The organism is Streptomyces sp. MK37H (assembly GCF_018035285.1).
Taxonomy (GTDB): Bacteria; Actinomycetota; Actinomycetes; order Streptomycetales; family Streptomycetaceae; genus Streptomyces; species Streptomyces endocoffeicus.
Map to the genome: position 1 here is coordinate 1 of NZ_JAAAYH010000001.1, position 25,947 is coordinate 25,947.

General features: G+C 69.0%; 26 protein-coding genes and 1 pseudogene. 16 read left to right on the forward strand and 11 right to left on the reverse strand.

Translation table 11 applies throughout. The features are described 5' to 3' along the window. Together GWI24_RS00005 and GWI24_RS00010 are read left to right on the forward strand one after the other, a co-directional pair. On the forward strand, positions 1 to 1,710 hold a 1,710-nt coding region (locus tag GWI24_RS00005), incomplete at its 5' end, for a histidinol-phosphate transaminase (protein ID WP_210943651.1). 30 nt (positions 1,711 to 1,740) lie between these two features. Continuing rightward, positions 1,741 to 2,178: a hypothetical protein gene (locus GWI24_RS00010; protein WP_210943653.1), complete on the forward strand. Its 438-nt coding sequence runs from the start codon at positions 1,741 to 1,743 to the stop codon at positions 2,176 to 2,178. Between the two features lie 44 nt (positions 2,179 to 2,222). Here GWI24_RS00010 and GWI24_RS00015 read toward each other — a convergent pair whose 3' ends face one another. Continuing rightward, the gene (locus tag GWI24_RS00015; RefSeq protein WP_210943654.1) at positions 2,223 to 4,004 is read right to left on the reverse strand and encodes a carbamoyltransferase C-terminal domain-containing protein; all 1,782 of its coding nucleotides are present in this window, start codon (positions 4,002 to 4,004) and stop codon (positions 2,223 to 2,225) included. Positions 4,005 to 4,205: 201 nt separating this feature from the next. Between GWI24_RS00015 and GWI24_RS00020 the strand changes: the two genes are divergently transcribed. From GWI24_RS00020 to GWI24_RS00035, 5 genes are all read left to right on the forward strand, one after another. Next, complete coding sequence (locus GWI24_RS00020; RefSeq protein WP_210943656.1) at positions 4,206 to 4,706, forward strand: GNAT family N-acetyltransferase; 501 nt, start codon at positions 4,206 to 4,208, stop codon at positions 4,704 to 4,706. Positions 4,707 to 4,999: 293 nt separating this feature from the next. After that, on the forward strand, positions 5,000 to 5,128 hold the full coding sequence (locus tag GWI24_RS46020) for a hypothetical protein (RefSeq protein ID WP_281788642.1): 129 nt from the start codon (positions 5,000 to 5,002) through the stop codon (positions 5,126 to 5,128). Between the two features lie 381 nt (positions 5,129 to 5,509). Further along, complete coding sequence (locus GWI24_RS00025) at positions 5,510 to 7,162, forward strand: glycoside hydrolase 43 family protein (RefSeq protein ID WP_210943658.1); 1,653 nt, start codon at positions 5,510 to 5,512, stop codon at positions 7,160 to 7,162. Positions 7,163 to 7,266: 104 nt separating this feature from the next. Next, positions 7,267 to 9,348 (forward strand): non-reducing end alpha-L-arabinofuranosidase family hydrolase, encoded by a 2,082-nt coding sequence (locus GWI24_RS00030; RefSeq protein WP_210943659.1) that lies wholly within the window; start codon positions 7,267 to 7,269, stop codon positions 9,346 to 9,348. Between the two features lie 88 nt (positions 9,349 to 9,436). Further along, positions 9,437 to 11,851 carry a SpoIIE family protein phosphatase gene (locus GWI24_RS00035; RefSeq protein WP_210943660.1) on the forward strand — a complete coding sequence of 805 codons (2,415 nt, stop codon included), beginning with the start codon at positions 9,437 to 9,439 and terminating at the stop codon, positions 11,849 to 11,851. On the opposite strand, the gene GWI24_RS44650 is transcribed toward GWI24_RS00035, so the two are convergent. After that, positions 11,823 to 12,047 (reverse strand): hypothetical protein, encoded by a 225-nt coding sequence (locus tag GWI24_RS44650; RefSeq protein ID WP_247615653.1) that lies wholly within the window; start codon positions 12,045 to 12,047, stop codon positions 11,823 to 11,825. The two genes, GWI24_RS00035 and GWI24_RS44650, sit on opposite strands and share 29 nt — an antisense overlap. Before the next feature lie 493 nt (positions 12,048 to 12,540). Here GWI24_RS44650 and GWI24_RS00045 point away from each other — a divergent pair. Beyond that, positions 12,541 to 14,338, forward strand: a pseudogene (locus GWI24_RS00045) (MMPL family transporter); the annotation flags it as partial. A gap of 1,042 nt (positions 14,339 to 15,380) precedes the next feature. On the opposite strand, the gene GWI24_RS00050 reads toward GWI24_RS00045, so the two are convergent. The 3 genes from GWI24_RS00050 to GWI24_RS00060 form a co-directional block, all read right to left on the reverse strand. After that, positions 15,381 to 15,845: a hypothetical protein gene (locus tag GWI24_RS00050; RefSeq protein WP_247615654.1), complete on the reverse strand. Its 465-nt coding sequence runs from the start codon at positions 15,843 to 15,845 to the stop codon at positions 15,381 to 15,383. 2 nt (positions 15,846 to 15,847) lie between these two features. Continuing rightward, a complete protein-coding gene (locus GWI24_RS00055) occupies positions 15,848 to 17,038 on the reverse strand; it encodes an acetyl-CoA carboxylase biotin carboxylase subunit family protein (protein WP_210943662.1) in 1,191 nt (396 codons plus the stop codon). An 80-nt stretch (positions 17,039 to 17,118) separates the two neighbouring features. Beyond that, positions 17,119 to 17,259 (reverse strand): hypothetical protein, encoded by a 141-nt coding sequence (locus GWI24_RS00060; protein WP_210943663.1) that lies wholly within the window; start codon positions 17,257 to 17,259, stop codon positions 17,119 to 17,121. A 140-nt stretch (positions 17,260 to 17,399) separates the two neighbouring features. On the opposite strand from GWI24_RS00060, the gene GWI24_RS00065 reads away from it, so the two are divergent. Together GWI24_RS00065 and GWI24_RS00070 are read left to right on the forward strand one after the other, a co-directional pair. Continuing rightward, a complete protein-coding gene (locus GWI24_RS00065; protein ID WP_374103244.1) occupies positions 17,400 to 17,627 on the forward strand; it encodes a hypothetical protein in 228 nt (75 codons plus the stop codon). Between the two features lie 275 nt (positions 17,628 to 17,902). Further along, positions 17,903 to 18,415, forward strand: a complete 513-nt coding sequence (locus tag GWI24_RS00070) for a hypothetical protein (protein ID WP_210943664.1) — start codon at positions 17,903 to 17,905, stop codon at positions 18,413 to 18,415. Positions 18,416 to 18,460: 45 nt separating this feature from the next. On the opposite strand, the gene GWI24_RS44655 is transcribed toward GWI24_RS00070, so the two are convergent. Next, a complete protein-coding gene (locus GWI24_RS44655; RefSeq protein WP_247615655.1) occupies positions 18,461 to 18,691 on the reverse strand; it encodes a hypothetical protein in 231 nt (76 codons plus the stop codon). A gap of 34 nt (positions 18,692 to 18,725) precedes the next feature. Between GWI24_RS44655 and GWI24_RS00080 the strand changes: the two genes are divergently transcribed. Next, positions 18,726 to 19,454, forward strand: a complete 729-nt coding sequence (locus GWI24_RS00080; RefSeq protein ID WP_210943667.1) for an SDR family oxidoreductase — start codon at positions 18,726 to 18,728, stop codon at positions 19,452 to 19,454. Between the two features lie 64 nt (positions 19,455 to 19,518). Here GWI24_RS00080 and GWI24_RS00085 read toward each other — a convergent pair whose 3' ends face one another. Next, positions 19,519 to 19,734, reverse strand: a complete 216-nt coding sequence (locus tag GWI24_RS00085) for a hypothetical protein (RefSeq protein ID WP_210943669.1) — start codon at positions 19,732 to 19,734, stop codon at positions 19,519 to 19,521. A 35-nt stretch (positions 19,735 to 19,769) separates the two neighbouring features. Between GWI24_RS00085 and GWI24_RS00090 the strand changes: the two genes are divergently transcribed. After that, the gene (locus GWI24_RS00090) at positions 19,770 to 20,405 is read left to right on the forward strand and encodes a helix-turn-helix domain-containing protein (protein ID WP_210943671.1); all 636 of its coding nucleotides are present in this window, start codon (positions 19,770 to 19,772) and stop codon (positions 20,403 to 20,405) included. Positions 20,406 to 20,444: 39 nt separating this feature from the next. Here GWI24_RS00090 and GWI24_RS00095 read toward each other — a convergent pair whose 3' ends face one another. Then, positions 20,445 to 20,891, reverse strand: a complete 447-nt coding sequence (locus GWI24_RS00095) for a MarR family winged helix-turn-helix transcriptional regulator (protein WP_210943672.1) — start codon at positions 20,889 to 20,891, stop codon at positions 20,445 to 20,447. Positions 20,892 to 20,992: 101 nt separating this feature from the next. Here GWI24_RS00095 and GWI24_RS00100 point away from each other — a divergent pair, with 101 nt between their 5' ends. The 3 genes from GWI24_RS00100 to GWI24_RS00110 all read left to right on the forward strand — a co-directional run bounded on the left by GWI24_RS00100 (position 20,993) and on the right by GWI24_RS00110 (position 22,259). Then, complete coding sequence (locus GWI24_RS00100) at positions 20,993 to 21,409, forward strand: nuclear transport factor 2 family protein (protein ID WP_210943674.1); 417 nt, start codon at positions 20,993 to 20,995, stop codon at positions 21,407 to 21,409. A 278-nt stretch (positions 21,410 to 21,687) separates the two neighbouring features. Further along, positions 21,688 to 21,972 (forward strand): hypothetical protein, encoded by a 285-nt coding sequence (locus GWI24_RS00105; RefSeq protein WP_210943676.1) that lies wholly within the window; start codon positions 21,688 to 21,690, stop codon positions 21,970 to 21,972. Continuing rightward, on the forward strand, positions 21,969 to 22,259 hold the full coding sequence (locus tag GWI24_RS00110) for a hypothetical protein (protein WP_210943678.1): 291 nt from the start codon (positions 21,969 to 21,971) through the stop codon (positions 22,257 to 22,259). Before GWI24_RS00105 ends, GWI24_RS00110 begins: the two co-directional genes overlap by 4 nt. A 161-nt stretch (positions 22,260 to 22,420) precedes the next feature. On the opposite strand, the gene GWI24_RS00115 is transcribed toward GWI24_RS00110, so the two are convergent. From GWI24_RS00115 to GWI24_RS00125, 3 genes are all read right to left on the reverse strand, one after another. After that, entirely contained in the window at positions 22,421 to 23,380 is a 960-nt protein-coding gene (locus GWI24_RS00115) for an alpha/beta fold hydrolase (protein ID WP_210943680.1), read from the reverse strand. 166 nt (positions 23,381 to 23,546) lie between these two features. Beyond that, positions 23,547 to 23,903: a hypothetical protein gene (locus tag GWI24_RS00120; protein WP_210943682.1), complete on the reverse strand. Its 357-nt coding sequence runs from the start codon at positions 23,901 to 23,903 to the stop codon at positions 23,547 to 23,549. Next, positions 23,900 to 24,289 carry a hypothetical protein gene (locus GWI24_RS00125; protein WP_210943684.1) on the reverse strand — a complete coding sequence of 130 codons (390 nt, stop codon included), beginning with the start codon at positions 24,287 to 24,289 and terminating at the stop codon, positions 23,900 to 23,902. The genes GWI24_RS00120 and GWI24_RS00125 overlap by 4 nt, the downstream gene beginning before the upstream one ends. Before the next feature lie 568 nt (positions 24,290 to 24,857). Between GWI24_RS00125 and GWI24_RS00130 the strand changes: the two genes are divergently transcribed. Continuing rightward, a complete protein-coding gene (locus GWI24_RS00130) occupies positions 24,858 to 25,838 on the forward strand; it encodes a formylglycine-generating enzyme family protein (RefSeq protein ID WP_210943686.1) in 981 nt (326 codons plus the stop codon). Positions 25,839 to 25,947 lie beyond the last annotated feature (109 nt).

The following is a 25,947-nucleotide window of genomic DNA, read 5'->3' on the forward strand; positions in this document are numbered from 1 at the left end:
CCCAACGTGCGACGGAGCGACGACACCAGCCCGCTGCGGGCGGCAGGGTTCGTTCCGATCGCCACCGAGAGCGAGTGTGTGGTCCGGCTGACCGGGGAGGTGGACGAGGCCCTGCGGACCCGCATCGGCGCCGGACAACTCAACGACCTCCGACGCCGCGACCGCGAGATCTCCCTTGAGGTGACCTGGGAGCGGATCCGGCTGAGCGAGCTCGACGGTAGTCCCTGGGCGCGAGACGCCTTCGTCACGCTCCACCAGCGTCAGGCCGAACGCCACGGCGGCCACGACGACCTGTACAACGCCGAAGCCCTCGACGCCCTGGCACACGGCCCGTTGGCCGATCGCACCGAGATGCTCGTACGCCGCGAACAGAACGCCGTGGTCCAGGCCGGGCTCATCGCCACATCCCACAACGGCCGGGGGATCTACTCCCTCACACAGGCCATTGACCACGACGACCCCGCCGCACTGGACGACCTCTTCGCCGCGTCCGTGTACCGGCTGTACCTCCACGCCCGGCGCTCCGGCCTGGAGTGGGTACACCTCGGCCGGGGAGATGTTCCGCGCATGCGCCGCCTCGGAGCCGATCTGTTCGTGCCCCTCGACCACTGGCTGCGCGCTCCCGGCCTCGCGTTCCGGGAGGAAGCGGGAGCGGAACACACACTGTCGGAGTACGCGGCTCCCCCCGTCACAGAGGTGCCGGTCCCGGGCCCGGCCCGCTTCCGCCAGGTGCCCCGGTTCGACACGATCGACCTGTCCAGCAACACCAACCCGTTCCTGGGCGCCGCCGGTGAATACCCCCACCTCGACACAACAGAGCTGGCCGGCACCTACCTGGCCACGATCGCGACATTGCCCGGCCACGAGGGCGTGGACGCGCTGAGCGCGGATCACCTGCTGTTCAGCAGCGGGTCGGTGGACGGCGTCATGCTGCTCCTGGCGGCGCTGGCGTCGCCCGGCGAGCGCGTCTGCGTCACGCCACCCACCTTCCCGCTCTACGGCCACTTCGCCCACCTCCTTCGCCTGCCCGTCGTCGAGGTGCCGCTGCACGGCGACGACCTGTCCCAGCTCGACACCGACCGCATCCTGGCGGCCGATCCACGGGTGACCATCCTGTGCGACCCCAACAACCCCGTCGGGACCAGGCTCGACCCGGAGCAGGTCCACGACCTGGTGGCTCGCGGCCGCGGGCTGGTGGTGATCGACGAAGCCTATGTCGAGTTCAGCGAGAAGCCCTCGTACGCCCGGCTGATCGCCCAGCACGACAACCTCATCGTGCTCAGAACACTCTCCAAGGCATGGGGACTCGCCGGCGCGCGCTGCGGAATCGCCCTGGCCCAGCCCGGCATCATCGACGCGCTGCGGCGGGTGCAGGTGCCCTTCGGGTTCACCAACGCCTCCCAGCACGCCGTGCGGGACCGGCTGACCAATGTGCGGCGGGTGGTCGCCGGCATCCAGCGCATCCGCGCCGAGCGTGACCGGATGGCCTCGGCGCTGACCGAGCATCCCGCGGTGGCTCGGGTGTTCCCCTCGGAGACCAACTTCCTCTTCGTCCGACTGCACAAGCACGAGCGCGTGATGGACCAGCTTCGGGGCGCGGGCATCGTCGTCGCCGACACCGGGCGGGTGATCCCGGATACCTGCCGCATCACCATCGGCGATCGGCGCGCGAACACCGCGCTGCTCGAAGCGCTCTCCTCCGCTCTGTGAGCCGTATCGTTCAGCGAAAGGATCCCGCTCGTGGGTAAAGATTCTCGCTCCGATATCCCGCTGTCCAGCACTGTCGTCGCCGAAGGTTATGCTCGCTGGAGCCCGCAGCTGCACAAGGAATTCGACACCAACGCCCATCATGGGTGGATTGGCCAGACGCTGGTGAAAGAGACCGATTCACTGCGCATCTGGGAGACCCACCTTCAGCCGGGAGAGCGAATTCCCGTCCATCGGCATGTGCTGGATTACTTCTGGATAGCTCTGACAAACGGCCGGGCCCGCCAGCACTCGAGCGATGGCACCACGCATGAGATCTCTTACGCCCGCGGACAGTCTCGGCATTTCCGCTGCCCCGAGGGGCGATACCACCTTCATGACCTGAAGAACATCGGTGATGACGTTCTGTCGTTCCTGACCATCGAGACAAAGGGCGGGCCGAACGAGCCCATTCAGCTCCCAAAGAATTGAGGACTGTCGGCCCGCAGGGCGCACACGCCCCGCGGGCCGACGGCTCAGCTCCCCTTCTTGGTGATCACGAACCGGTCGATGACCAGATAGTCGATCTCGGTGGCAAGGAAGCACTCCAACGCGTCCCGCGGCGAGCAGACGATGGGCTCACCGGCCACGTTGAAGGACGTGTTGAGCAGGCAGGGCACATCCGTCCGTGCCGTGAAGGCGCGCAACAGCCGGGCGAGCGCGGGGTTCTGCCGCTCGTTCACCGTCTGGGCCCGCGCCGTGCCGTCCACGTGACAGGCGCCGGGGATCCGCTCCTGGTACTCCTTCCGCACCGGGAAGACGAAGGTCATATAGGGGGACGAGGTCTTCTTGCCCATCGAGAAGACGCGGGGGGCCTCTGACTCGAGGATGACGGGCGCGAACGGGCGGAAGGGCTCCCGGTGTTTCACCCGGAGGTTGATGATGTCCTTGATGTCGGGGAAGGCCGGATTGGCGAGGATGCTGCGGTTGCCCAGGGCACGCGGTCCGAACTCGGTCCGGCCTTGGAACCAGCCCACGACGTTCTTCCCTGCCAGCAACTCCGCCGTCCGGTCGGCGATCGAGATGGCATCGGGCTCCTCCTGCCACTCGACGCGGTCCGCGTACTCCGCCAGCGTGTCCTGGACCTGCCGCTCGTCGTACGAAGGCCCCAGGTAGGGGGTGGTGACCGCGTCGGCCGGCCGATTCCTGAGACCGGCGGCGTACACGGCCGCGCCAATGGCGACCCCGGGATCGCTGGCCCCGAAGCTGACCTCCATTCCGGTGAACGGCGACCTCTCCAGCATCTTGGTGTTGGCCACGCAGTTCAGCGCCAGCCCGCCCTCGAAGAGCAGGGTGTCCAGGCCGGAGGCCGCGGTCAGCGCCCGCACCTGATGGGCGGTGACGGCCTCGACCATGTGCTGTGCCAGCCCGGCGACCTTGACGCGGAAGTCGAACTGCTCGCGCTTCTCGCTGTCGCCGCCGAACAGTTCGTCGAACAGTGCATAGTAGGCCGATATGTCCCGGGGGATCGAGATGGTGTACGAGCCGTTCTCGTGCAGCCGCACAACGCGCTCGAGCAGCGGGTTGTGCTGCGGCGGCGGGCCGTACGCGGCCAGGCCCATCACCTTGTACTCGTCGTTGTTCGGTACGAACCCCAGATAGCGCGTGATCCGCCCGAACGCCACCCCGAGCGAGCTGGTCATGGGAACCGCGCTCTCGTCGAACTGGCGGACCACGCCGTTCCGCAGCTCGCCCATGACGGAGGACAGCGTCTCCGCCCGGCCGTCGCTCACCAGGAAGGCGGCGTCACCCCCGCCGGCCAGGTAGGCGCCGCACATGAGATGGGCCAGGTGATGGGGCACCAGGGCGAGCTTGTTGGGATCCAGCTCATAGCCGGTGCGCTCGACGAAGTCGTGGTACACCGCGTCGGGGCTGAGCATGCCGGTGTAGAGCTCGCCCGTGCTGCGCAGGGCGTCGAACTTGGCCGTGACCGGCATGTCGGAGTCGCATATCCCCGAAATCATCTCCTCGGCCACCGTCGTCGAAAACCGCCAGGGGAAAGCGAAAACATCCACCTGGTCGAGGTCGACACCGGCGGAGTTCAGGCACCAGGTGATTGCGTGGGCCGGGAAATCGGACGTCTTCTTGACCCGGCTCAGCCGCTCCTCCTCGACCGCCGCCACCACCTCGCCGTCGATCACCAGAGCCGCCGCAGCGTCATGACCCACCAAGAGATTACGGCCGACACCAGTCGCCCCGTAGAGACGCCCGAAAAGCTCCGCACCTCTGCTGAATCCGTTGTAACCGAGTACGATCACTGGCTCTCAGCCTCCCAAGTACGACAGTATCGGCGGAGGAACAGGCTACTCGGGCCGGATACTTGAGGGATAGGCATGATGCACAAGCAGATTGTGGATTTCCTTCCCGGGGATACGGCGGGCCGGGGAGAATTCCGCACCGAATGCTTGGCGGGCCCGGGACCGCGGACGGGCGCGGCCTTCGTTACGTATACTTTGGGCATGTTGAGGTTGGAACGGCTCCGGGCCGACCACGCGCCCGCCCTGCTGGCCTTCGAGCGCGAGAACCGGGAGTACTTCGCCCGGTCGATCTCGGACCGGGGAGACGCCTACTTCGAGGAGTTCGCATCCCTGCTCCGTGCCCGGCTCGCCGAGCAGGACGCCGGTGTGTGTCACTTTCATGTCGTCGTTGACGACCAGGGGGAGTTGGTCGGCCGCGTCAATCTCGTGGACGTGGAGGAAGGGGACGCCGAACTCGGCTACCGGATCGGCGAGCGCGCCGCGGGCCGGGGGATGGCAACCGCCGCGGTGGAAGAGGTGTGCCGGCTGGCCGCCACGGCGTACCGGCTCTCCACCCTCACCGCGTACACCACCCTCGACAACGTGGCCTCCATGACCGTGCTCGGCCGCAATGGATTCACCGTCGTGGCGGACGCCACCGTTGGCGGACGCCCCGGCCTGCGCTACCGTCGCCGGCTCGGTGCGGAGCCCGGGAGGCGTTGACCGGGGGCGATGGGTCGGACCTCGGCGACGGTGGCCGGGGTGATCCCGGGTGCAGGGGCGGATCACCTACACCCAGAGGCTGGGACCGGCCTCGTGGAACAACTGGTGTGCCCGCGACCCTCTTCAACGGACCCCGTGTCGCGGGGCAGGAGTTGAAGGCGGCCTCGGGGGCGCCGCCCGCGCCGGGGAGGCGGCCCTCGGGCTTGTCCGGACCGCGGTCCACGACGGTGGTGTTGTGATGTTGGCGTAGCGGTCGGTGGCGCGGCCAGGTTGGCGGCGGTGCTGGGAGGCCGATGCCGACGAAGCAGGTGGTGGCGTCGGCGAGCGCGCGGGCGGCGTTGAGCTCCATCAGCTCGTCGCTGGTGAAGCCGGTCGTCCCGGTCGTCCCGGTCGTCCCGGCGGGGGTGGCGGTCGTCGGGTGAGTGCTCCCTCGCGGTTGCGCACGTATCCGTCGATCCACCGGGTGAACGCCTCGCGGTCGCGGGCGATCGGGTCCCATGCCTGGTAGAAGGGCGCTGCCGCGGGTCGAGTACGCCGGTGGCGTAGGAGGAGTGGGCGCCGCCGGGGACGACGGACACAGCAGCGCTTTTGGGAACCATTGGCGCGAGGGGTGTTGACGTCTCTCGCCGCCTGCCTATCATCCATGCTTGTCCGAACCTCCGATTGCTGTTCGGTATGTCGAACGGTAATCGGGTGGGACGGGCATGCCCGTGGCACGAGGCTCATCCGCGCGCATGTGATGCCGTACGTACATCGTCGCCCCTGTGACTCCTCCGCTCATGCCAGAAGGAGAGTGATCCTCCATGTCATGGCGTCATCACGAGCACAGCCGCCGCGCGGCCCTGGCAACGGCCACCGGCCTGATCGCGGGGGCCACGGCCCCCGCCGCCTTCGCGGCCCGCGCCGCCGCCTCCAGCGGCAACGCCGCGATCACCGCCCCCTCGGCCACTGCCGCGCAGTACACGAATCCGGTGATCTGGCAGGACTTCGCGGACATTGACATCATCCGCGTGGGCAACGCCTACTACTACTCGGCCTCGACGATGCACTACTCGCCGGGGGCGCCCATCCTCCGCTCGTACGACCTGGTGAACTGGGAGTTCGCCGGCCACTCGGTGCCGGTGCTGGACTTCGGCTCCAAGTACGACCTGGGCGGCTCCCGCGCCTACGTCAAGGGCGTCTGGGCGTCGTCGCTGGCCTACCGCCCGAGCAACCGGACGTTCTACTGGCTCGGCTGCATCGAGTTCTCCACGTCGTACATCTACACCGCCCCGTCCGTCGAAGGGCCCTGGAAAAGGCTCACGACGATCAACAACGCCTACTACGACGCGGGTCTGCTCATCGACAGCGACGACACCATGTACGTGTCCTACGGGAACACCACTATCAGCGTGGCTCAGCTCTCCGCGGACGGGCGCGACCAGGTCCGCGCGCAGCAGGTGTTCACCGCCCCGTCGAGCGTCGGGACCCTGGAGGGCTCCCGCTTCTACAAGATCAACGGCAGCTACTACATCTTCCTCACCCGCCCCGCCAACGGCCAGTACATCCTGAAGTCCACCAGCGGTCCGTTCGGCCCGTACACCATGCGGCAGGTCCTGCTCGACCTGCGCGGGCCGGTCTCCGGCGGCGGCGTGCCACACCAGGGCGGGCTCGTGCAGACCCCCGGTGGCGCCTGGTACTACATGGCCTTCGTGGACGCCTACCCCGGCGGCCGGATCCCCGTGCTGGCCCCGGTCGCCTGGACCTCCGACGGCTGGCCCGTGGTGCAGCTGGTGAACGGTGCCTGGGGCGCGTCGTATCCCGTCCCGGCCGCCGTCCCTTCCCCGTCCCGCCAGGTCGCCCCGCTGACCGGCGTCGACACCTTCGACGGTACGTCCCTGAAGCCGGCGTGGGAGTGGAACCACAACCCGGACAACACCAAGTGGTCGGTCAACAACGGCCTGACCTTGCGCACCGCGACGGTCACGAACGACCTGTACGGGGCCCGCAACACCCTCACCCACCGCATCCAAGGGCCCACCTCCACCGCCACCATCGAACTCGACCACTCCGCGATGCGAGACGGCGACCGGGCCGGACTGGCACTGCTACGCGACTCGTCCGCGTGGATCGGTGTGAAACGGGACGGCGGTGCGAGCCGGGTGGCGATGGTGAGCGGGCTGACCATGGACGGCAACTGGAACACCACCGGCACCGGAACGGAACTCGCGAGCGCCGCTGTCCAGGGCGGCCGCATATGGCTGCGCGCCACCGCCGACATCCGCCCCGGTGCGGGACGGCCGGGCACCTTCTCCTACAGCACCGACGGCACCAACTTCATCCGCCTCGGGCCCACGTTCACCATGGGCAACGACTGGCGGTTCTTCATGGGCTACCGGTACGCCATCTTCAACCACGCCACCCAGGCACTCGGCGGCTCGGTCAACGTCACCCGGTTCGAACTCACCACCCCCTGACCGGCCCTCTCCGGGCCACCATCAGCACACGGACGCGAACGCACACTCGTACGGCCAATTTTGGGAGCGCTCCCAAGGTAACCCCCACCCATTCGAGGAGAGAGATGAACCTCCGCAAACGACACGACCGACGCGGTCGACGTCGCGCCTCGGCGTTAGGGCTCATCGCCGCCGGCGTCATGGCGGTGGCCGGGACCGCCACCGCCACCGCCACCGCCGCATCCGCATCCGCATCCGCATCCGCCAAGGCTTCCACCCTGGGCGCACAGGCCGCCCAGTCCGGGCGGTACTTCGGGGCCGCCGTGGCCGCGGGCAAGCTCGGCGACTCGACGTACTCGACCATCCTGGACCGCGAGTTCAACATGGTCACACCCGAGAACGAGATGAAGTGGGACACCACCGAGCGGTCCCGCGGCTCGTTCAACTTCGGCCCCGCCGACCAGATCGTCAACCGCGCCCTCTCGCGTGGGCAGCGCGTACGGGGCCACACCCTGGTCTGGCACTCGCAGCTGCCCGGCTGGGTCGGCTCCATCGGCGACGCCAACACCCTGCGCAGCGTGATGAACAACCACATCACCACCCAGATGGCCCACTACAAGGGCAAGGTCTACGCCTGGGACGTGGTCAACGAGGCGTTCGCCGACGGCGGCAGCGGCCAGCACCGCCCCTCGGTCTTCCAGAACCTGCTGGGCGACGGCTTCATCGAGCAGGCGTTCCGCACCGCACGCTCGGCCGACCCCGCGGCCAAGCTCTGCTACAACGACTACAACATCGAGAACTGGACCGACGCGAAGACCCAGGGCGTCTACCGCATGGTGCGCGACTTCAAGGCGCGAGGGGTGCCCATCGACTGCGTCGGCTTCCAGGCCCACTTCGGCACCGGCGGCCCGCCGGCCTCCTTCCAGACCACCCTGTCCAGCTTCGCCGCACTGGGTGTGGACGTGCAGATCACCGAGCTGGACATCGCCCAGGCGCCGACCACCGCGTACACCAACACGGTCAGGGCCTGTATGAACGTCTCGCGCTGCACCGGCATCACCGTATGGGGCATCCGCGACACCGACTCCTGGCGCGCCGGGGAGAAGCCACTGCTCTTCGACGGCGCCGGCAACAAGAAGGCCGCGTACAACGCCACCCTGACCGCTCTTGGCGGCACACCCGCGCCCCGGACCGCGGCCTCACCGGCGTCCTCCGCATCGTCCCCCGCCTCGTCCGCCTCCCCGGCCGCATCACTGCCGTCCAGCTTCCGATGGAGCTCCAGCGGTTCACTGATCGCGCCGAAACCGGACGCCACCCACAACATCGCCGGGCTCAAGGATCCGACCGTGGTCTACCACGACGGCAAGTGGCACGTGTTCGCCAGCGTCGCCAGCTCCTCCGGGTACAGCCTGGTGTACCTGAACTTCACCGACTGGTCCCAGGCCGCCTCGGCGCCGCACCACTACCTGGACCGCAGCGCCATCGGCGCCGGATACCGGGCCGCACCCCAGGTGTTCTACTTCGCACCGCAGAAGACGTGGTACCTGGTCTACCAGACCGGCAACGCCTCGTACTCCACCAACAGCGACATCAGCAACCCGAACGGGTGGAGCGCCCCCCGCAACTTCTACTCCTCGATGCCGGACATCATCCGGCAGAACATCGGCAACGGCTACTGGGTCGACATGTGGGTCATCTGTGACAGTGCCAACTGCTACCTGTTCTCCTCCGACGACAACGGGCACCTGTACCGCTCGCAGACCTCCCTGGGCCAATTCCCGAACGGGTTCACCAATACCGTCATCGCCGCCCAGGACTCCAACAAATACGCCCTGTTCGAAGCGAGCAACGTCTACAAGGTGCAGGACAGCGACCAGTACCTGCTGATCGTCGAAGCCATCGGCTCGGACGGACGGCGCTACTTCCGCTCCTGGACCTCCAACAGCATCGCCGGCTCCTGGACCCCGCTGGCCGCCTCCGAGGGAAACCCGTTCGCCCGGGCCAGTACCACCAGCTTCCCTTCGGGCGCCTGGACGAAGGACATCAGCCATGGCGAGATGATCCGCGCCGGAAACGACCAGACCCTCACCATCAACCCGTGCAAGATCCAGTACCTCTACCAGGGCATGAACCCCAACGCGAGCGGTGACTACAACACCCTGCCCTGGCGCCTCGGCCTCCTCACCCAGACCAACTCCACCTGCTGATCGCACCGCGGGGGGCGTCGCGGGCGCCCCCCGCGGCCGACCGCCCTCTTGGTTGATTGCTCATGGCACTGGGGGCACTCTGGAGTGCATGAAGGACCGCGTCAGGCCGTTCGACGAGGCTCCTCCGCACCTCGGAGACACCGGAACACCACTGGCTGTGACGGACGCGCTGGGCCGGGTCGTGGCATGGAGCGCCGGTGCGGCCCGGCTGGTCGGCCTCGGTGCCGCGGATGCCGTCGGCCGCCCGGTGGCCGACCTGCTCGGGACCCATCCCCACTGGCTGACCTGCCGCCCGGACGAGTGGCACGGCACGATCGAGGTCCGGCATCGGGACGGCCGGTGCCGGCAGGCGCCGGCACGGGCGTATCGCCTCGTGGGGGGAGCCGACGAGGGGCCGCTCTGGCTGCTGGTCCAGGAGCCGGAGAAGGTGTCTCGGGCGGAGCAGGTGTCCCCGACGGGCGAGGCGCTGGCCGACTGGGTCCTGACCGGCTCTCCTGTTGCCGTGACGGTCTACGACACCGGAATGCGTTGTGTACGCCAGAACGAAGCGATGCGCCGGCTGACGGGCGTACCCGACGAGGAGCGGATCGGCCAGGGCCTGTCCGCGGCCGTGGCCGGAGCCGATGTCAGGGAGTGGGAGGCGCGGATGCGCCGGGTGCTGGACACGGGGCGGGCCGAGGAGGGTTTCCTCCTCTCCGGGAGAACCGTGCGCGACCCCGACCACGACAGGCGTTTCACCGTCTCCGCCTCCCCGCTGCGCGACCGGGCCGACCACGTGGTCGGTGTCTGCGCCACGATGGTCGACTCGACCGAGCAGTACAGAGCCCGGGAAAGGCTGGCCCTGCTGAACGAGGCCAGCACTCGCGTCGGCAGCACCCTCGATGTGATGCACACCGGACAGGAACTGACCGACCTGGTGGTTCCCCGGCTCGCCGACTTCGTCTGCGTCGACCTGGTGGAGGCGCTGCTGACCGGCGAGGAGCCGCCGCCGGGCCCGGTCCACGGGGTGGTGCTGCGCCGGGTGGCGCACCGGTCCGTTCGGGAGGGCACGCCGGAGGCCGTGGTCAGGGTAGGGGAGGTGGACTGGTACACGGCGAACTCGGCACAGGCCCGCTGCCTGGCCACTGGGCGGTCCGCGCTGTACCGGACCATGCGCGAGGCGATCTCCTGGATCGCGGAGGATCCCGCGCGCCTGGCCAAGGTGAAGGAGTACGGGATCCACTCCTGGATGATCGTGCCCGTGCGCGCCCGGGGCACGACGTTGGGTGTGGCGATGTTTCTCCGGTCGCGACATTGTGAGCCCTTCGAGTCCGAGGATCTGTCCCTCGCCGAGGAACTGGTCGCGCGGGCCGCCGTCTGCCTGGACAACGCCCGGCGCTTCACACGCGAGCACATGGCGGCCCTGACACTGCAGCGGAGCCTCCTGCCCCAGCGGCTGCCGGAACAATCCGCGGTCCATGCGGCGTTCCGGTATCTGCCGGGCGCCCCCGAACTCGGTGTGGGCGGTGACTGGTTCGATGTGATTCCGTTGTCCGGCGCGCGGGTGGCGCTCGTCGTCGGTGATGTCGTCGGCCATGGTCTCCAGGCATCCGCGACCATGGGCCGGCTGCGCACCGCCGTGCGGACTCTCGCAGACGTCGATCTGGCTCCGGCCGAATTGCTGACCCAGCTGGACGACCTCGTCATCCGGCTGGCCACCGAGTCCGAGACGGGCGCGGAGGGGGCCGCACCCGGAGACACTGGCGCCACCTGCCTGTATGCCGTATACGACCCGGTGGCCGGCCACTGCTGCCTCGCCCGCGCGGGGCATCCGCTCCCCGCGGTGGTGTGGCCGGACGGGACCGCGGAATTGCTGGAACTGCCCGGCGGCCCTCCGCTGGGCCTGGGCGGCCTGCCGTTTGAGTCGATCGAAGTGGAGCTGCCGGCGGGCAGCCTCCTCGCGCTCTACACCGACGGCCTCATCGAGTCCCGGCAGCGCGACGCGGCCACGGGAGTCGATCGGCTGCTGCACGAGCTGACCGGTGAGAGTGCCTCGCCCGACGCCCTGTGCGACCGGGTCTCCAGGGCGCTGTTCCCCGACCACCCCGCCGACGACGCCGCGCTGCTGCTGGCCCGGGTCCAGCGCCTCGACGCGGACCGGGTCGCCACCTGGGATGTGCCGGCCGAGCCCGAGGCGGTGTCGGGCGCTCGTGCGCAGGCCGTCCGTCAAATGCGTGAGTGGGGTTTCGAAACAGTCGGCTACGTCACCGAGCTGGTGGTCAGCGAGCTGGTCACGAACGCCGTTCGCCACGGTGGCGCGCCCATTGAGCTGCGGCTCATTCGCGACCGCTCACTGATCTGCGAAGTATTCGACGGCAGCAGCACCGCGCCGCATCTGCGCAGAGCCCGCGTGTTCGACGAAGGTGGCCGTGGCCTGATGCTCGTGGCACAGCTCACTCAGCGCTGGGGCACGAGACAGACACCGGGCGGCAAGCTCATCTGGTGCGAGCAGCCGCTGCCCTGACCTCGGGAACGGGCCCGGCGAGGTGTCGCCCGGGGACTACTGCATGGAACGCCTTCGGTGCGCGCAGCTCACCGTACGCGGTGCGCGCCGAGTTGTAGTCGCAGGTCTGGTCCTTGCCGCCATGGATGAACAGCACCTTGGCCGCGAGGCCGGCCGGGTTGCCCATGTCCACGCAGGCGACCGGGACGGCGGTCACGATGCGGTTGTCCGGCCAGGCGGTGAGCAGTCACTGGGTGGTCATCCCGGCCATGGAGTGACCGGCTACACCGGCACCGGCACGGGTGTCGACCAGTTGCCGTTGCAGACGCTCCCGACGTTGCTGTTGTCGGAGAATGAGGGAGCGGGGCAGATGAAGCCCGCAGAGGCCAGGTCATGGGTCCGCGAGGAGTAACAATCGGAGTCGCGGCCCATGCTGTGGCTCCACTCGGCGATGGGAAAGACGCCGTTGTCGATGGGGGCGTTCGGGATGGGGGCACCGTCCGGGGTGCCGGAGGCCAGGTAGAAGATCTTTGTGAACAGCTGGCGGCTGCCGCGGGACCAGTTGAATTGCCGTACTCCGATGGCGAACGGCTTGGTGGGCGCCTGGCGCGGAACGGCCGTTCGTGGCGCCGGGGGTGGTGGCCACGGCTACGTTGCCGAGCAGGGACAGACCCACGCCTGCCGCGGCAGCCGTGCCGAGGCCGAGGACACGCAGCCCGTACGTCGATGTCTCCGCCGTGTCCAAGGACGGCACGATCGGCTACGCCACCGTGACTCTCGACGGCAAGGCCGACGCCGTGCCCGAGGAGGACATCACCGCGATCATCGACACCGCCAAGGGTGCCGGGACCGACGGTCTCCAGGTCGAGCTAGGCGGCGATGCCGTGCGCGGCGCCGAGGACAAGGGAAGCCCGACCGCGGTACTGGCCGGTATCGTGGCCGCTCTGGTCATCCTCGGGCTGCTTTTCGGCTCCGTGGTGGCGGCCGCCGTGCCGCTGATCACCGCCCTCTTCGCGGTCGGCGCCGCCCTCGGCCTGATCGTCATCGCCTCGCACGTCTTCACCATCGCCGACTTCACCCCGCCCATTACGATGCTCGTCGGACTCGGCGTCGACTACGCCCTGCTGATCTTCTACCGCTACCGGCACGAGCTCACCGCGGGCGCCGCCCCGGCCGAGGCCGACCGTAAGGCCCTGGACGCCGTCGGCCGCACGGTCTTCTTCGCCGGCCGCACCGTGATCGTCGCCCTGCTGGGCCTGGTCGCGCGCGGCCTCGGCTCGCTGAGGGGCGTGGCCCTCGACCTGGCACTGACCGTGCTGATCACGATGGCCGCCTCCCTGGTCCTGCTGCCCGCACTGCTGGCGCTCTTCGCCAAGCGCATCCAGCGCCACGTACTGAAGCACGCGGCCAAGTCGGCGGCCAAGGGCAAGTCCGAAGGCTGCCGCTGGCGGGCCCTGGCCGGAGCCGTGCAACGCCGTCCGCTGTTGGCGCTCCTGGTCGCCGTCCTCGCCCTGCTGGTCCTGTCCGCACCGGCGCTGGGGATGCGCCTGGGTTTCGCCGATGCGGGCAACACCCGAAGACCTCGACCTCCAAGAAGGCGTACGACCTGCTCGCCGAGGGCTTCGGCCCGGGCTTCAACGGACCGCTTATCGTCTTGGCGCAAGGCGACGAGGCCGCCGGCCAGGCCGTCCGGTCCTAGCTGGCCAAGGCCACGGGCGTGGCCGCGGCCAGCCCCGCGATGCCCACTGAGGACGGCGCCCTGTCCACCATGATCGTCTACCCCGAGACGGCGCCGCAGGACGAGGGCACAGTCGAACTGGTGCATCACTTGCGCGATGATGTGGCACCGGAGCTGGAGCGCGACACCGGCGCCCAGATCCTGGTCGGCGGATCCACCGCCGCCTCCCAGGACTTCGCGGACACGGTCGCGCAGCGGCTGCCGCTGTTCGTCGCCGTCGTCGGGCTGTCGTCGCTGCTGCTGATGCTGGTCTTCCGGTCGGTGCTGATCCCCATCAAGGCAGCCCTGCTGAACCTGCTCTCGATCTCCGCCGCACTCGGCGCGATGACCCTGATGTTCCAGGAGGGCTTGTTCGGGGTGCAGCCAGGTCCGATCGAAGCCTTCCTGCCCGTGCTGATCTTCGCGATCGTCTTCGGGCCGTCCATGGACTACGAGGTGTTCCTGATCTCACGGATCCATGAGGAGTGGGAACGTACCAAGGACCACTCCCTCGCCGTCCGGGAAGCACTGGCCGTCATCGGCAAGGTGATCATGGCGGACGGGGCCCCATCATGATCGTGGTGTTCGGGGCCTTCATGCTGAGCACCCACCGGATGCTCCACCAGTTCGGGCTGGGCCTCGCCGTGGCGATCCTGGTGGACGCGGTGGTCATCCGCTGTCTGATCGTCCCGGCAGCCATGCAGCTGTTCGGCAAATGAGCCTGGTGGCTGCCCGCCCCCCTCGCCCGGCGGCTGCCCAAAGTGGCGCTCCAGCGCCCTGCGGACAGCTGACGACCGACGCGGTGAAGAGCCTGCCCCTCATAGGAAGGTTCCGATAATCGCTGCCACACCTGGTCGGTTGGATCAGACGGCGAGGAGTCCCACATGCGCTCGGCGGAGATTGTCCGGCCGAGCGTATCGTGTGTGCGTGGACGGCGGGCGAGAGGTGTTCGCCGCCTCAACTCATCGGCGTGGGTGCGTCGTTGGCCCCATGTCCCGCCACACCGTTGGACGATCGGCTTCTCTTGGCCGAACCGCGCCTTGACGGTGGTCGCGGCGGCGGGCACACGCAGCCGCTCCTCGGGCAGGCCCGCGGTAACGGCCGTCGGCGTCCTCGCCTTTGAGGCGGCGCAGAATGCATGCGGTGACGTCGTCGGAATGCCGATAGGATTGAAGGTCGAGGTCGACGGTCCATGCTGAGTGTCCGAAGGCGCCGAGCACGCGGGCGGGGGCCGTGCCGCGTGGCGCGGCCCGCCACCACGCGCATGCTGCGGGTGCAGGCGAACACCCACAGCAGGCGCGCGATCCGGTGGGCTTCCTCCAGCCCCGCGGCCTCCTCGATGGCGTCGGCCAGCCTCCGACCCACTCGCCCGCGGCAGCCCGCGTCCTCAGGCTCGGGTGCAGGTTCAGCCGCCGTCCCATCCGCTCACGCGGCCACGGTCGGTGCTCGAGCAGTGCGGCGATGGGCAGCATCGGCAGGCCCTCCCCAGTGGCCACCAGGCCCACCACCGCGTCGGCATCGAGGTCGTCACCTCCCGCGGCAGGCGCACTGGGCGGGCCCGTCACATCGGGCTGGTCGGCGTGCGGGAACGCGACCAGCACCCCATCCTCGGGCCCCGGTCCGCACGTCAGTACGTGCTCCGCATCGATCAGAACCCCGGCGGCGTCACCGAAGGCGGCAAGCCAGCTGGCCGTTGCGCCAGCCTGTGCGCGACCGTCGCCAGTCGGGTGCGCGCGCCGTGTAAGTGGATGCCGCCCGGCGGGCGGAGCGCGCCGAACACGCCCGCGCCGTAGATCGACCGCGTCTGCACTACTGATCCGCACACCTCGCCGGTCAGAATGTTCGCGCGCTCTTCCGGGCACGGAGTTCGGCCACGTAGCCCGCGCCGACGGCGAGCAGGGCGCCGGACAGCGCAAGGAGCAGGGTCGCCCAGTTCATCCATGCGTAACGGGGATCGCTGGAGTAGGTCGTGCCATCGTCGAGGACGCAGTCGAAACGGAGCGGCAGGTAGGAGGACCGGTGATGGGAGAGGTGCTGAACCGTGTCCGTGTCGAAGCCCTCGCGGCACGCCGGAGGCGGCACCGAGCCGGCACCGTCGTTGAACTCGTGCTCGGAGGTGAGAACGGCGAAGAGTCCCAGGACGTAGATGGACGCGGCGGCAGCGGCGGCCAGGCATGCGCCACGCTGCATCAGATGCACCGGCCACGGCTGGGGCCGACCCGGAAGCGCCATCGCGATGACGCCGACCAGGGCGATCAGCGCGCCCATGGCGCATAACGCGGAGATGCCGAGACCCATGATCATGATTGGCCCGGGGACTGGGCGTATCCGCCGCCTGACTCGTTGAACCGCACGATTTCCTCGATGGTCCGCTGGAGTCTCAGCTCATCCTGGTCGGATACGATGGCCTGCCCCACGCGGCCGTACGGGCCGACCGGCGTGTCGGGTGACGAAGAATACTGGATCTCGTCGAAACGGAAGGCGCGCTCGAAATCCTGTTGAGTGAGGCTTCCGTTCCTAGGGCGGCGTAGAAGGATGTACCCGTAGAAACGATCCGGGGCACCGCTGTTCAGTGGCCCGGTCGGCTCTTCCCCGAGGGCGAGACTGATCTCGACGTCAAAGAGGTCGACCCCGAATGTCAGCTTGTTGACCTGAGGGGAGAGGGCGCCCGGGAGACGGATGGCGCACTCACCGAACGTCAGCCCCGCGTCCTCCGTGAATGCTTCCAGATGGAATACGCAATCAGGCGCGCCGAGGCTTGCGAGTGCCTGTCCGGCGAGCGTCTCTGCTTGCTGGAACAGCGTCGGACAGCGCCTTCTGTCCAGGATATGGGCGGCCAGGACGCCGCCTTGTACGGCACTCAGTGGTGAGATGTGGTTGCGGCTCATGGACGACCACTGAAGACCGCCGTTCTGCCAGATGCCGTCTATGTAGACTTCCGAGGCGTCGACGAAGGACTCGGCGACGACCTCGACGTCCGACTGCCAGGTGAACAGCGTCAAGGCCCGTTCGTACTCTTCCGGGGACCGGACGATGGCCGTACGAAGGGCACCGGCTCCGGTGGCCGGCTTGACCACGAAGACGTTTCCCAGATCGTCGGCGAGATCCTTGAACGAGGTACCCACGGGGACATATCGGCAGCGCGCTCGCTTGACGTGGGGCGGCAGCTTGCTCTTCTGTAGGAACTTGTCCCGGAAATGCAGAGTGGTCTTTGAATCCGTATTGCCGGGAAGATTCAACTGCTGCCGCAGATAGGCCGCTCCGAATACGCCCATCTCATGGACGGTCAGCACTCCCGCCGTATCATCGAGGTGCGCGGAGAGGGCCGCTCGCAATAGCTCCTGGGCGTTCTCCATGTCGGTGACGTACGTGAAGCCCCGGCCTTCTGGTGGGCGCGCCGGCGGCTGGACGATATAGAAGGGATCCAAGCCCCGGCGCTGGAGTGCCTCGTCCAGGCCGTCCCTATATCCGATGACAATCATCGTCGGCATTCTCGTCTCCCCCGATTACGCCCAGCCAAAACCTCCAACATCATTTCACGGGAATGCAGAGGCGGAGCCTATGATGTAGGTCACAGGTCAATCTTCGCAGTAAGGAATGTCTCGTCGAGACCGGCATCGGCGGACGTGACGACGGCGCGCTCGGCGTCGATGTCGAGCGAGCGGCACAGCACCAGGTAGAGCAGGGACGATATGGCGAGTCCGACCAGCATGGTGACATCGGCGCCCTTGACCCAGCCGGCTCTACCCGGACACCGGCGCCCCCTGGCGACCGAGCGCCCTCTACCTGGCCACGCACCCACACTCTGCCGCACGGGCGCTGGGCGCCCGCCTGGTCCGGGACGGCAGAGCGATGTACAGCGTCCCCGACGAGTGGGTCAACGCAACGGTTGACGTCCGTCCCTGGCTCGACCAGAAAATCGGCGCTGTGCTCGCCCACCGCACCGAGGTCGAGCGGGGAGCGCTGCCGGGTCGGCTTGCGGGGCTCCCGCCGAGCGACCGGGAGGGACTGTTGTCCACGGAGTGGTACATCCGCCGTGACCTCGGCCCCGCAGCGGCGGCCCAGACCCACCTGACGTAAGTGGCCCTCACCGACGGGGGATGCGGTGAGGGCCACCCACAGTGTGGCACGGCATAGGTGCGGAAGCGCACGTTCCGAGCGAGACGGACGCATATATCTACAACCGGAACTCGGCGGCCCGCACGACGGCGGCGGTCGCGGCCACCGTCACGGTGATCACCTGGATGCCCAACTGAGGTAGCTGTGGCGCGCCGTTCACCGGATGCTGACGTGGGAAACGGCACCTCATGTGACACGGGGTCACTGGCTGCCCGAGGCTCTTGGAGGAGAAGGTCATGTATCACGTCAAGCGTTCCGCCCTGAGTGCGGTGACCGGCCTGGCGGCCGCCCTGTGCTGCGCTCCTCTGGCGGTGGCCGCCACACCGGCCGCCGGCGCCGCCGTCCCCGTGCCGCTTCATGAGAAGGGCGAGGTCTTCCAGCTGACGGCGAGGCCGACGCAGACCAACTTCGTCGATGTCGCCCCTCCCGGGAACAGCCAGGGGGACGAGCTCATCGTCACCGGGGACCTCTTCCGCTCCAACGCCACGGTGGGCCGATTCGACGAGGTCTGCACCGTGACCCGCACCGCCCCCATGGACACGAGCGACCTGCAGTGTCAGATCACTCTGTCGCTGCCCGAGGGCCGGATCGCCGTGCAGGGGGTGTTCACCATCACCAGTGCCGGCCCCGGTGACATCACCCTGGCCATCACCGGAGGCACGGGGCGCTATCGCACGGCCCACGGCTCCATCCACGCCGTCAACACCAGCGACGCCGAGAGCCAGCTCACCGTCCATCTCATCCGCTGAGGATCTGGGGAACTGAGGATCTGGGGAATTGAGGATCGCGTCCCTTCACCCGCGCCGCTCGGCCGGGCCGACCATGGCGGCCGGGTCGGCGATGCGGTCGAAGTCCTCCGCGGTGACGTCGCCGGAGGCCAGCGCGGCCTCGCACAGGGTGGTGCCCTCGTTGTCGGCCTTGTGCGCGATGGCCGAGGCCTTGTCGTCCCGGCCGCGGCCCGCGGACGGCCTTGGACGGAACGTGTTCGAGTTCGGTGTATGGAATGCCGCATTAGGGATATGCATCCCTTTACGGACGTATCTCGACGAGAGGCCTGTCATGAAGTTCGCTGTCATCGGCGGTACCGGGCTCATCGGGTCGCAGGTCGTCAAGAATCTGAAGGCCGCCGGGCACGAGGCGGTACCGCATGCGCCTTCCACGGGAGTCGACATCATCAGCGGCAAGGGGCTGGACGAGGCCACGGCGGGGGCCGACGTCGTCGTCAACCTGGCGAACTCCCCGACGTTCGACGAAGCCTCCCTGGCCTTCTTCCAGACTTCGATGGACAACCTGCTGGCCGCGGCCCAGAAGGGCGGCGTCGGCCACTTCGTGATCCTCTCGATCGTCGGCGTGGACCAGGTGCCGGAGCTGGACTACTACCGGGCGAAGGCGCTCCAGGAAGAGCTCCTCGCGGCCGGGCCGATCCCGTACTCGATCGTCCGGGCGACCCAGTTCATGGAGTTCATGGACGCCACCCTGTCCTGGACCGCCGACAGCGAGACCGTCCGGCTGCCCACCACGCCGATCCAGCCGATCGCCGCCAAGGACGTGGCCGCCGCGGTGACGGATGTGGCCCAGGGCCCCCCACTGCGCGGCATTCGCAACATCGCGGGCCCCGAGGTCTTCCCCCTGGACGAGCTGGGCCGGATCACCCTGTCCTCCAAGGGTGACAACCGCACCGTCGTCACCGACCCGACCGCCGGTATGTTCGGAGCGGTCAAGGGCGACGTCCTCACCGACACGGGCGCCGACCTCGCCCCCACCCGCTACGCCGACTGGCTCTCCTGACCCGCGTGCGCCGCTATGGGGTGTCCGGCGGGCCACGCGGCGGAGCCGCATAGCGATGTACCTCCTAGTGGTGCGCCTCGGGGTCGAAGTCTTCGGGAGCCCGGTCGGGGAATGCGATGACGGAGCTGATCCGGCCGTCCTCGTCCAGCTGGATCACATCGGTTCCGGTGGCGAAGGACGTGCCGTCGCAGTCGCCGGTCAGGATCTCCCACTGGAGCCTGGCGCGGTGGTGGTGAACTTGGGGCCGCCGGGCGCGTGCTGTCGATGACCTGCGAGGCATTGCCGTCGCCCGCGTGGCCGGGCGGCCTGAAGGTCATGACGACCACCACCGAACCGGTCGGGGTGCTGTTGCGGTCCTGGCGCCAACGCCGCCGTCGCTCCCAGCTCGATGTGTCGCTCGCCGCCGAGCTGTCCACCCGGCACCTGAGCTGCATCGAGACCGGGCGTGCGAAGCCGAGCCGGGAGATGATCCGGCGGCTGTGCGACGAGCTGGACGTGCTGCGGGAGCGCAACGCGCTCTACCTGGCCGGGGGCTTCGCCCCGGTGCACCCCGAGCGCGCCCTCGCCGATCTGGGCGCGGCGTGCGCCGCGGTGGAGGCCGTCCTGACCGGGCGCGAGCCGAATCCGGCGCTCGCCGTCAACGTGCGCTGGGAGTTGCTGGCCGCGAACCGTGTCATGGGGGTGTTTCTCGGTGACGTGACGGGGGAGTCGGCGCGGCCACCGTTGAACGTGCTGAGGGCGACCCTGCACCCCGACGGCCTGTCCGGACGCATCCGCAACCTCGGGCAGTGGCGTGCGCATGTGCTGCGCAGGGTGCGCCGCCAGCTGGAGCGGACGTCGGCCGCCGGCCTGGCGGAGTTGCTCGCGGAACTGGAGAGCTTCCTCGTCCCCGAGGCGGACACGGACGAGCTCTCCCATTCTTCCCGGCGGATCCGCGCACGGCGGACCTGATGCGGGCGGCGGTGGCCCGGACCGGCCTTCGCGACCGGCCTATGCGGTGAAGGGCCCGTGCTCGACGAAGCGGTGCAGTTGGCAGGCGAAGGTCTGCGCTTCGCCGGGTGGCCAGGATGCCAGGGAGTCCTCGATATGCGCGGCGAGGCGCTGCCGGGTCGTTTCGACCGCCGCTCGCCCGGCTTCGGTCAGGGCGAGCAGAGTGGCGCGCCGGTCGGCGGGGTCGGGCTCGCGGCGTAGCAGGCCGGCTTCCTCCAGGCGGGTCGCGCGGCGGGTGACGCCGGAGCGGTCCAGGCCGATCTCTTCGGCGAGACCGGCGGCGCTGCGCGGGCCGGTGCGGGCGAGGCCGCTGAGCACGGGGTAGGTCACCTCGTCCACGGCCTCGCCCAGGCCCTCGGTCAGGCGTCGGTAGATCTGTTCACGGGTGCTGCGCTTGAGCAGCGCTCCCAGCGCGTCTGCGATCTCGTGTCCTACATCGTTCGGCATGACATCAAGACTAGCGTGCGCAACGCACGCAATATGCGATACGATGCAAGTGCGTGCTCGGCGCACGCAGTTTTGGGCCTCCGAAACAGAAGGGCACCGTCATGGCCACTGCCACCTCCACTCCCACCTCCCGTACCGACATCGCCACCGCCCTCACCGACCTGCTCTTCACGCCCGGTCTCGAACTGGCCGAGGCCGTCGACCGGCACTTCGCCCCCGACTATCGCCAGCGCACCGACGGCCGCTGGGACGACCGCGGTGAGTTCATGTCCCACATCGCCCACCTGCGCACGATCGTGGCCCGTGGATCGGTCCAGGTCCTCGACGAGCTCGCGCAGGGCGACCTGTACGCGGACCGTCATGTCATCGACGTCGTCAAGACCGGCGGCTCCACCGTGCGGACGGAGGTCTACCTCTTCGCCGAGTTCGCCCCTGACGGGCGGTTCCGCCGCATCGAGGAGACCACCCTCATGCTCGAGGGCGCCGACGCCGACCGAAACCTGGGCAGCGCTCGCTGAGGCCGCGGGGCCCCGTACCGCCGCGGTGGTACGGGGCCGCTGTCTGCCCCGTGAGCGAACGGCGGCCGGGGCCACCCGGGCCGTACGGTGGCCGGGGCCGAGCCGCCCGGCGGGGGAGCGGGCGACTGGCTGTACCAACGGTGGAGCGGTCCACCGGCTACCCTGATCTCCCACTACGCCCCATAGAGCACGCGTCCTGCGAGAGAATGACCCGAGCGAAGGCGTCTCGACCGGGGGCCGCCGACCGTCGCACCCGATGCGGGAAAGGGAGCTCGGAGATGAGCGCACAGCCCGAACACCCCACCGACCGCAGGATCCCGGCGATCCCCAACACGATCAACGGCATCGGTGACGCGCTGACCGGAGCGAACCGGGCCCAGTTCTATGCCGAGGTGCTGGCCGCTGAAGAGGAGACCGTTCCGGGCGTGATGCGCAAGTGGTGGAAGGCGGCCATGCTCGACCGCGCCCCCGGCGCCGGGGAGAGCCGCGCCAATGCCGCCGCCGGCACCCATCTTGTCTCCGTGGACGATCTCGCCGACCGGCTGGAGGGAATCACCCGATGAACCCCCGGCCGCGCGGCGGCTGGACGGCGTGGACCGAGGAGATCCCCGCCCAGACGCTGCTCGACATGCCACCGGACCTCTCCAAGAAGGTGGTGAACTTCCTGAGCGCGCTCGCTCTCGAAGTCGGCGGTGCGATCGACCGCGACCGACGGCCCCCCGGCGACCCCATGGACGACCTCGGCGCCCGGTACAGCCTGCAGATCGGCGGCGAGCCGGTCGTCTTCGAATACGTCGTCCTCCCCGGACTCCGCGAGATCCGCGTCCCCGTATTGGTCTGGTTCCGCTGACCTTCCGTGGCGGGGCAGGGGTTGACCGCGGGCCGTCCCCTTGGCCGCTCCACCGGAACTCCTGTGCGTACGGGTATCCAGAAGAGGTGTCCGTCGGTTGACTTCCGTGCCGGGACGGCGGGGCGCCCAGGTGGTCGCGGGGATGGTGCTGCCTTCCCGGCCTACTTCGATTCGACTCGTCCGAGCGGGCTGGGGTCGGCCGCCAGCGCGTCGCACGCCGTCTGCCACGCGGAATCCCCGGGGTTGAGCTGTGTGCGGAGGTAGGCCGAGGTGAGCCGCTGGACCGCGGACACGCGCTCGGGGCTCTCGTCGGTGGTCTCGGCGACGTCGTAGCCGGAGACCCCGCCGAGCCCGTGCTCCGCGTCGAACAGCGTGAGCAGGGACTTGGGGCCGGGGGAGAGGAAGTACGGATCGGTGTGCCACTCCGGGCCCCGGACCGTCAGATGGGGAGAGGCGTCCTTGTCGCCGGCGACCACGAGCGCGGGCGCGGTCATCTTGGAGAAGTCCGTGCTCAGGAAGAAGGGGAAGTTCTCGGCCGTGGACTCGGTGAGGGCATCGCCGCCCCTGCCGGGTGCGGCAAGCAGCACACCCGCCGTGATCCGGGGCTCGGCCAGGTCCACTTCCGTTCCGTCCTCCGGGTCGGTGAGCCGGGCGCCCAGCAGCAGGCTCGCGGTGTGCCCGCCCATCGAGTGCCCGGCCACGGCCACCTTGCTCCGGTCAACGCGCCCGAGGAGCTGTGGAACGGCGGCCTCGATCACATCGAGTTGGTCGAGGACGCGCGTCATGTCCTCGGCCCGCGATCGCCAGAACAGCGGCGCGCCGGGGGTGTTGGGGTCCAGGGTCAGCGTCCTCGAGCTCAGATGGGTGGGCTGGATCACGACGAAGCCGTGTGCGGCCCAGAAGTTGGCGAGAGGGGCGTATCCGTTCAGTGAGGAGAGGTGGTTCGAGTAGCCCTGGCCGTGCGAGAGGAGGATGACCGGCAGGCCGCTCCCGGTCACGGGCGCGGAGATGCGCACTTTCAGATCCACGGCTCGGCCGGGAGCCGGCAGTACGACCGGGCTGGCCGAGAGGACGGGAGTGGGCGAGCCGAAGGTGTCGGCCGCGTATGTCGATTCACTCATGAGTGCTCGTATCCCTTCAATGGCCTCTGCCGCCGGTCTTGTTCGGCCGGGGTGGGTGAGGCGGTCAGGAGCGTCCGGTCTCGGTCAGCACCGAAAACGGATCGTCGTTCCGATTAATGTACGGAGCGACGTTCCGTTTTGTCAAAGCGGTTGACCGTGAAGCAGCTCAGGCGGCCATCCACGGAACAGGGCAGGCGTGGGGTGCCATGCCCTCCGGGCACAAAGCCTTGATCACTGTCTTGCGGATCGCCCGCCATGTCCGCAGGGAACACCCCAAGTGAACGCGCAGCTCGACCGCTTCTCGCGCACCGCTGCTCTGACCAGGGTGTTCCACGGCCCACTGCTCCGCCAGCAGGTCGTACACGTCGGCGGTCGTCAGCTCGCTCCCGGGAAAGGTGTGCGCGACGGACTCGCTGACGATACGGGCGCTCCGGGAGCCCACAGCCGTCTCCACGAGTTCCCTGACCCATGCCAGCCCCTGCTCGTCCGCGTACAAGCCGAACCTCAGGGTGCGCGTCCTCATCCCGTCACCCGGCGGTTTCCCACGCTCGCGAACAGGGCCCAGCCGTCCAGCTCCCGCCTCGTGGGATCGTCGGGGCGCCATCCTCGGGCCAGTGCCTCGTCGAGCAGGGCTCTGGCGGTTCCGGGCTCGTGCAGGTTCAGATAGCCACCCTCCGTGGTGCCGACCACCCCGGAGGCCGTCGGGAATCCGCCCGGCACCGTCCTGCCGGGACCGCTCCGGAACGCTATGCGCAGTTCACCTCTCGCCCGGAACAGCCGGAGGACGAGGGTTTCGCGGCACTCCGTGTGCCGTCCGTCGTTCAGTGTGCGGTGGGTGTGGCGCAGGGACCACAGAAAGGTGTCCCCGTCGACGACCAGCCGCCGGGCCTTCCTGTCGTTGCGAGCCATCCGCGGATCGTAGTCGCGTGGCCCTGGGGCAACAGCGCATTTTCTCGGCGAGTGGTGGGGAAGCGGGGGAGCGTATCGCTCCGGAGAGCATGTGCGCAGCGTCCCGGGGGGCAGGCCGCTCGGCCTGCCCCCGGGGACGCGACCACCCTCAGGCCCGCCGCGCCGCCACGCAGCGGGCGTGAGCCGCCAGGAGGGTCGGCATCGCGAGCTGCGGGCCGTCCGGGTCCTTGGCCGCGTCGTCCCAGCGGCGCAGCGCGACCGCGTTCCGTCGCGGCGATCGTGGCGGACCACGACGGCGGGACGCTGCGCGAGATGACGTAGTCGATCCGCCGGTTGATGAAGGTGCCCGACCCCTGGGTCCGGCGGACGACGAACCGGCGCTCCTGGTCGCATTCACATCGGGAACGGTGATCGGCCCACTCGTGACAGTTGTTTCGCGACGCGAACCGGCCGTACGGGTGCCCGCCCCGGCCGCCGGTCGGGGCGGGCACGGTGGGCCGTACGCTCGAGCCGACGGAGAATGTGTGGTCAGCCGGGCGAGGAACGGCAGCCCGCGGTCGGAGGAGCGATGTCAGGCGCATGTTGTGCCCCCACGTCCGGGGGCGGCGAGGAGATTCCCGAAGCGTCCGCCGTGCGGGCCCGGGCCCCGGAGCGGGACCGGGCGCAGGGGCTGCGCGCCATGCTGCGCATCCCCGGAGGGACGTTTCAGATGGGGGGTGACGACGCCGACGCGTTTCCCGAGGACGGTGAAGGCCCGGTCCGGGAGGTGCGGCTGTCACCGTTCCTCATCGACGCGACCGCCGTCACCAACCGGCAGTTCGCGGCGTTCGTGCGCGGCAGCGGCTACCGCACCGATGCCGAGCGCTACGGCTGGTCCTTCGTGTTCTACGCACTCGTCCACCCCGACGCCCGGCCCATGGTGCGCGAGGGCACGGTGGCGGAGGCGCCCTGGTGGCTCGCGGTGGACGGGGCATGCTGGCGGGCCCCCTACGGGCCGGGGTCGTCGTGGACCGATCTGTCGAACCACCCCGTCGTCCACGTCTCCTGGCGCGATGCGTCCGCCTACGCGGCGTGGGCGGGCAAGCGGCTGCCCACGGAGGCGGAGTGGGAGATGGCGGCGCGTGGCGGTCTGGAACGCTCCCGCTACCCCTGGGGGGACGAGCTCCTGCCTCGGGGACAGCACCGCTGCAACATCTGGCAGGGGCAGTTCCCGCAGATCAACACCGGTGAGGACGGGTATCTGGGAACCGCGCCGGTCAAGACCTACCGAGCCAACAACTTCGGCCTGTACAACACGTCGGGCAATGTGTGGGAATGGTGCTCCGACTGGTGGAGCACCACATGGCAGGTGGCCGACCGCCCGGAGACCCGCCGGGACCCGGCCGGACCTCCCACCGGGGAGGCGAAGGTGATCCGCGGCGGCTCGTATCTGTGCCACGCGTCGTACTGCAACCGCTACCGCGTCGCCGCGCGTACATCCAACACACCGGACAGCAGCACCGGGCACATGGGGTTCCGCTGCGCGGCGGACCTGCCCCCGACCCGCTGACGGCGCCCTTGGTTGACACCGCTACGGGAGCAGGTGAAACATACACGGCATACTGGTAAGACCAGTTAACTGGAGCGTCCTCGGATCTATATCTCCACGCCAAGGAGCG